This window comes from Geminicoccus flavidas, assembly GCF_009806515.1.
In the GTDB taxonomy this organism is placed as follows: Bacteria; Pseudomonadota; Alphaproteobacteria; order Geminicoccales; family Geminicoccaceae; genus Geminicoccus; species Geminicoccus flavidus.
Map to the genome: position 1 here is coordinate 1 of NZ_WUJP01000121.1, position 5,302 is coordinate 5,302.

The 5,302-nt window shown below is 68.6% G+C and carries 5 protein-coding genes; 2 read left to right on the forward strand and 3 right to left on the reverse strand.

Annotated features, from left to right (window positions below):
• Positions 1-860: ABC transporter permease (locus EQG76_RS03235; RefSeq protein WP_159710566.1), on the forward strand; the 860-nt coding region annotated here is incomplete at its 5' end.
• 5 nt (positions 861-865) lie between these two features.
• Positions 866-1,756: an ABC transporter permease gene (locus EQG76_RS03240; protein WP_159710568.1), complete on the forward strand. Its 891-nt coding sequence runs from the start codon at positions 866-868 to the stop codon at positions 1,754-1,756.
• A gap of 181 nt (positions 1,757-1,937) precedes the next feature.
• Here the strand turns inward: EQG76_RS03240 and EQG76_RS03245 are convergent, their stop codons facing one another.
• From EQG76_RS03245 to EQG76_RS03255, 3 genes are all read right to left on the reverse strand, one after another.
• Positions 1,938-2,816 (reverse strand): alpha/beta hydrolase family protein, encoded by an 879-nt coding sequence (locus tag EQG76_RS03245; RefSeq protein WP_159710570.1) that lies wholly within the window; start codon positions 2,814-2,816, stop codon positions 1,938-1,940.
• Between the two features lie 96 nt (positions 2,817-2,912).
• On the reverse strand, positions 2,913-4,742 hold the full coding sequence (locus EQG76_RS03250; RefSeq protein ID WP_159710572.1) for a tetratricopeptide repeat protein: 1,830 nt from the start codon (positions 4,740-4,742) through the stop codon (positions 2,913-2,915).
• A 141-nt stretch (positions 4,743-4,883) separates the two neighbouring features.
• On the reverse strand, positions 4,884-5,302 hold a 419-nt coding region (locus tag EQG76_RS03255; RefSeq protein WP_159710574.1), incomplete at its 5' end, for a DMT family transporter.

Here is a 5,302-nt window from a genome sequence, read left to right on the forward strand (position 1 = left end):
CGGGCGGACCCTTGTCGCAGTTCGCGCTGGTGCCGGGCATGTCTCAGGAGGACATCGCGCGTATTGCCGCCCAGATGGGCCTCGATCGGCCTTTGCCCGTGCAGTACTGGGAATGGTTCACCCGGCTGCTCACCGGTGACTGGGGCCGTTCCTATCGTGATTCCCAGCCGGTCCTCCATGTGATCGGCTCGCATCTGTGGGCCACGCTAGAGCTGATGATCGCCGCAACCCTGATCGCCGTGCTGCTGGGCGGCTGGATCGGCGTGATGGGAGCGATCCGCCGCTACTCCTTCTTCGACTATCTGGCGACGATCGGCGCCATGGTCGCCCTGTCGATCCCGACCTTCTGGTTCGGCCTGGTCACCATCTACATCTTCTCAGTCAAGCTCGGCTGGCTGCCGCCCGGCAACCGCTACACGATCGGCGATGGCTCGTTCTGGAACTACCTGCACCACCTGATAGCACCGGCCCTGGTGCTGGCCCTGGTCGAGGTGGCGATCTGGAGCCGCTACATGCGCGCGGCGATGCTGGACGTGATCAACCAGGACTTCATCCGCACCGCGCGTGCCAAGGGCCTGCCGGAACGGCAGATCCTGCTGCGCCACGCGCTGCGCAACGCGCTGATCCCGATAATCACCCTGGCGGGCCTGCAAATGCCGACGCTCCTGGGTGGTGCCTTGGTCACCGAGACCGTGTTCACCTGGCCCGGCATGGGCCGGCTGTTCCTGGATAGCCTGGGCTACCGCGACTACCCGGTGGTGATGGGCATCCTGATGTTCACCGCGGTGATGGTGCTGCTCGGCAACCTGCTGGCCGACCTGCTCTGCGCCGTGGCCGACCCCCGCATCCGACTGGACTGACCGCCATGGCCCAAGTCGCTGCCGCCGCCATCGAGCCGGTCGTCCTGCCCCCGCCGACCCGCCACCGCGCACTGCGCCGCTTCCTGCGCCACCGCCTGGCCGTGTTCGGCCTGGTCATGATCGTGCTGCTGGTCCTGCTCTCGGCGTTTGGCCCCTATCTGGTCCCCTACGACCAGCTGTTCATCGACATCCGCAACCGCTTCGCCCCGCCGTTTGTCAGCGCGCACATCCTGGGCACTGACCCGCTCGGGCGCGACCATGCTGCCCGGCTGTTCAATGCCGGCCGGATCTCGCTGACCGTGGGCTTCCTCGCCATGCTGATCTCGATCGTGATTGGGACGGTGGTCGGGGCGGTCGCCGGCTATTACGGACGCTGGGTGGGTGCCGTGTTGATGCGGATCGTGGATGCGATCCTGTGCTTCCCCTCGGTGTTCCTGCTCCTGGCGCTGGCGGCCTTCATCAAGCCGAACGTGCTGACCATCACGCTCATCATCGCCGCCACCAGCTGGATGGAGGTGGCGCGCGTGGTCCAGAACCAGATCCGCTCCCTGCGCGAGCGCGACTTCACCGTGGCCGCGGAGATGATCGGCGCCTCGGACGCCGCGATCATCTTTCGAGAGCTCCTGCCGAACGTGATCGGCCCGATCATGGTCGCGGCCACGCTCACCGTGGCACGGGCGATCCTGATGGAATCCTATATCAGCTTCCTCGGCTACGGCATCCAGCCGCCCATGGCGAGCTGGGGCAACATGCTGAACAACGCCCAGCAATACCTGACCTCCGCCCCCTGGCTCGCCATCTTCCCGGGCGTGATGATCACGCTGGCGGTGGCCAGCTTCAACTTCGTGGGCGACGGGCTGCGCGACGCGCTGGACGACCGGCTGGATGCGCAGTGAGCGCTGTCGAAACCCTTCAAGTCATTGAGAAGGCCGCTTCCTCGGGTTCGTTTCGCAAAACTTGCTGTTGCATGCCCAGGTCGCCGGCTGACCAGCTGACGATCGGGCAGGATAGCACGGATCGGCCGGGAGCCCATGTGATCTTCGTGGGCTCCCAGTGGCTCGGGCCCGGGAGCGCTGCTCAGCGGCCAAAGCACCTCTTCCCTAGGAACCTCAGAATATCGGTCGCCAGGATCAGCTGATATCCCGCCCGGTCGAAGCCTTCCGGATCCTGGGCAGGCGGGAAGCCCGGCCGGTTCAGTTCCGGCGGGAACGGGCTCATGAAGGAAAAATGGCCGGCACCGGGCACGACCCGATGCTCGATCCGCCCTGGATCTTCCGCATCGCGCAGGATGAGCCCGGCGTGCCAGGCCGGCGTGATCCGGTCCTGCTCACCTGTGCGCAGGAGGATCGGCACCCGCACCGCGGCGAGCGAACCCTCCTGCAGGAACCAGGGCGTGGCCGGCGCCAGCAGGACCAGACCCTGCACGCGCGGATCGGGCTCGACCGGCACCGGGCGGCCCTCGTCCGTGTCGTGCGGACCGGCAACGGGGCGCCCGCCGGCGATGGCCAGTGCGGTGTAGGCGCCGATGGAATGGCCGATCACGGCGACCTGCTCCGGCAGCAGTCGCGGCCCCAGCACCGGATCGGCGAACGCCGCATCGGTGGCCCGACGCAGCTGGCGCGGCCGGTTCTCCAGATTCATGAAGCTGCCGGCCAGGCTGTCGACGGTGCGGCAGTTGCCGAGATGCTCGGGCAGCCCGACCACATAGCCGGCCAAAGCGAGGCTGGCCGCCAGATGGCGGAACGTCCAGGGCGAGCCGCCGCTGCCATGCGAGACCAGGACGAGCGACAGATGCTCGCCCGACGGTGGCGCATCCCGTGCCGCTTCCAGCGGATAGGGACCAAAGCGCATCGGGGCAGCCGGCGCCAGGGTCGGATACAGCATCGCCATCGGCAGCACGGGGAAGCGGCCAGTGTCGGTTACCTCCACCTGCCGGCAGCCGACATTCCGTTCCATTCCCTGCCCCGATACCTGCCCGTCCGGGCGATACCATCGTCCGGACGGGCAGTCGGGCACAAGCCGGCCTGGCGGCCGGAACTGCGGCCCAGGCGTTCAGATGCTGTCGAGTGCCGGCGGCGCGCTGCCCGCCCAGGACGCCTCGAAGCGGGCCGCGGCCGCCTTCGCCATCTCGGCATCGCCCAGCGCCTCGTGGGCCTGGCGCAGGGCCTCCAGCGCATAGGCGTTGTTCGGCGCCTCTTCGAGCGCCGCGGTCAGCGCATCGATTGCCTCCTTCGGCCGGCCGGCCTCCAGCAGCGCCGCGCCCAGCGACTGCCGGACCGGGTAGTACCAGTAGGGCGGCTCCATGTAGGCCAGGCCATCCTGGAGCGTTGCGGCTTCCTGCAGGCTCGCCACCGCGTCATCCGCCCTGCCCTCGGCCCGGGCGATCCGGCTGTCCAGCACGAGCTGGGCGATGCGCAGGACCACGCCCGCCGGCACCCTCTGCGCCTCGATGTCGGCGAAGTCGTTGGCCTCGTCGATGGCGGCGATCGCGGCCAGCTCCTCGCGGGCCAGGGCTAGATCACCCCGGCGGACCGCCGCGGTGCCGCGAGCGAAACGCCAGGCACCCTCGACCCAGGGCATATCACCGCTGGGCTTGGGCTGGGCCAGCATCTCCGCCGGATCCATGAACTCGGCCTGGGCGTAGTAGGGCGCCTGCTTGATCGCCTGGACGACGCCGAACTTCCGCGCCAGGTCATCGGACAGGACCGTGCCGAGCTTGTCCGCGGCCGAGAGGGCCGCCTGGCCGTCGCCGGCGCGCGCCGCCGAGACTAGCACGAAGTGGACATTGTGCGGGTAGTAGACGTAGCGGTACATGCCCGCCGACGGCGCCTTGGCGAACAGCGCCTCGTCTACGCTGACCGCGACCTTGTTGGCCTCCAGCGAATCCAGATAGCGGCCGATCCGGTAGTAGATATGCGCCGGCATGTGGACGAGATGGCCCGCCGACGGGGCCTGGGCCGCCAGCCGATCGGCATAGGCCTCGGCACGCTCCGGCGTGGTCGAGGCCTCCACCGTGTGGATGTAGAGATGGATGGCGGCGGCGTGGTCCGGATTGCGCGCCAGGACCCGCTCCAGGGCCGCCACCTGCTCGGCGGTGCGGCCCTTGGGCGTCACCTTGTCGGCCTTCCAGTAGTCCCAGGGCTGCAGGTTCATGAGCGCATCGGCGAACAGGACCTGGACCTCGTCATTGTCCGGATAGCGGGCCGCCAGCTCCGCCATGGCGTCGGCATAAGCCAGGTCCAGCGCCTTGCGGTCGGCTGCCGGGTCCGGCGAGTAGCGCTTGGCCAGCGCGTCGATCAGATCGCGCTCGAGCGGGCTGGCATCGTCGGCCAAATATTTCGCCTGCGCGATCGCGGCGAACGCCGGGGCCACCGCCTCGGGCGACATCGGCGCGTTGATGTTGGGTCCCCAGGCGAACGCCTCGCCCCAGTAGCACATGGCGCAGCCGGGATTGGCCAGCTGCGCGTTGCGGAAGGCGGCGATGGCGTCCTCGTGATTGAAGCCCCAGCTGAGCCGCAGCCCCTGGTCGAACCAGAGCTGGGTCCGCTCGCTCGCCGTGCTAAGGCGGATCGTGGAGTTGCCATAACCCTCGCCCAGCGGCAGCTGGCCGGGGGGTGCTGCCTCCCGATCGGTCTCGGTCGCCGCCTGAAGCAGGCCGTAGCCGGGCTTGAAGCCTTCGGTGCGGAAGGTCGGCAGGTCGGCGGCCGCCAGGGCGGCATGAAACGGGCTGCCGGTGCGGCAAAGCCCGGCGGACAGGCCGGGCAGCGGCTCCCAGGCCGTGGCGGTAGCGGCCAGGGCCGCGGCGGGGGCGAGCAAGACGCAGCCGGCGAGCAGTGCCGCCCGGTGCCGCAGAGTCCGGGCGCTCGAAGCGCAACGTGGCATCAACCCTCTCCATTGCGAGGCTGGAGAACAGCGCATTGTAGCTGGACGGGCAGTGCGCTAGCAAACCTGTCATGATCTGCCGGTGATCTTCGTCACTATTTCCAGAAATCTTGGGCTCGCCGGATTTCCGGTACAGACTGCTCAGGAACCGGCCGGGATGCGCTGCCGCTCCGCCCGGGCCCGCGCCCATTCGCGCCGCCAGACATAGAGGCCGGAGCCCACCAGCACCGCGGCACCTGCCCAGGTGAAGGCATCGGGCAGGCGGTCATAGACCAGCCAGCCGAGGACCACCGCGACCATCAGCTGGGTGTAGGTGAAGGGTGCGATCACCGCGGCGGGCCCATGGCGGTGCGCCATGATCACCAGGAGATGGCCCAGCCCGCCAAAGCAGCCGATCAAGAGGAACATGGCGAGGTGCCAGCCATTGGCCGGGGCCTCGAACACGAAGAACATGGCCGGCAGGCTGGCCACCGAACCGACCACGGCAGTGAAGAAGAAGCTCACCTCGTGCGGGTCGATCCGCGAGGTGATCCGGGTGAGCGTCATGTAGAAGGCGGAGA

What these genes read in the sequence shown, in the direction of transcription:
- EQG76_RS03245 (WP_159710570.1), bottom strand. Translation starts at nt 2,816, where the DNA reads ATGGAACGGAATGTCGGCTGCCGGCAGGTGGAGGTAACCGACACTGGC.
- EQG76_RS03240 (WP_159710568.1), top strand. Translation starts at nt 866, where the DNA reads ATGGCCCAAGTCGCTGCCGCCGCCATCGAGCCGGTCGTCCTGCCCCCG.
- EQG76_RS03250 (WP_159710572.1), bottom strand. Translation starts at nt 4,742, where the DNA reads ATGCCACGTTGCGCTTCGAGCGCCCGGACTCTGCGGCACCGGGCGGCA.